Origin of the sequence: Acidovorax sp. NB1 (assembly GCF_005405905.1) — a bacterium.
Taxonomy (GTDB): domain Bacteria; phylum Pseudomonadota; class Gammaproteobacteria; order Burkholderiales; family Burkholderiaceae_C; genus Acidovorax.
The window spans coordinates 1-577 of record NZ_BJHU01000054.1 but is presented as its reverse complement, the minus strand read 5'-3'; the positions used below and the strand labels follow the sequence as shown (position 1 = coordinate 577).

The 577-nt window shown below is 59.8% G+C and carries 1 protein-coding gene; it reads left to right on the top strand.

The window, feature by feature from the left end:
- A partial coding sequence (locus tag AvAM_RS22675) for a DUF4158 domain-containing protein (protein WP_137749177.1) occupies positions 1 to 577 on the top strand: 577 nt, incomplete at both ends.

Below are 577 nucleotides of genomic sequence, written 5' to 3'. Positions count from 1 at the left end.
GCGTGGGCTCCCCCGCGATATCAGCGACTTCGAGATGAAGGCATTTTTCACCTTCGATGGTGCCGAGCGCGACGCAATCAATGCACGCCGAGGTGATTCCCACAAGCTTGGTCTGGCGCTCCATATTGGTTTCCTGCGCATGAGTGGGCGTTTGCTCGGTGCCTTTCGGGTAATTCCAGTAGCCTTGTGGCGCCACCTTGGCAACGAGCTTGGCATTGCAGCACCAGAAGTCGCCTCGCTGAGAGCCATGTATGAACGCGGGCGCACGCTATTCGATCACCAACAAGTAGCCTGCACGGTCCTTGGATTCCAGTGGATGAGCGAGCACCAGCGCCGCTCACTGGTACGTGAACTGCGCGACGAAGTGGCGCGCTGCGCCGACCGCGATCAGCTACTCGTGCGGGCGCGTCAATGGCTGTACAAGAACAAGCTGGTGATCGTGCACGAGCGGGCAATTCGGACACTGATTGCGGCGGCACTTGCCCAGCTTGAAGTTGAAACAGGCACCGCCATCGCCGCCAGCGTTGATCCAGCAACACTTGATCGCTGGCGAGCCTCAGTTTCAGAGCTGCGCCCA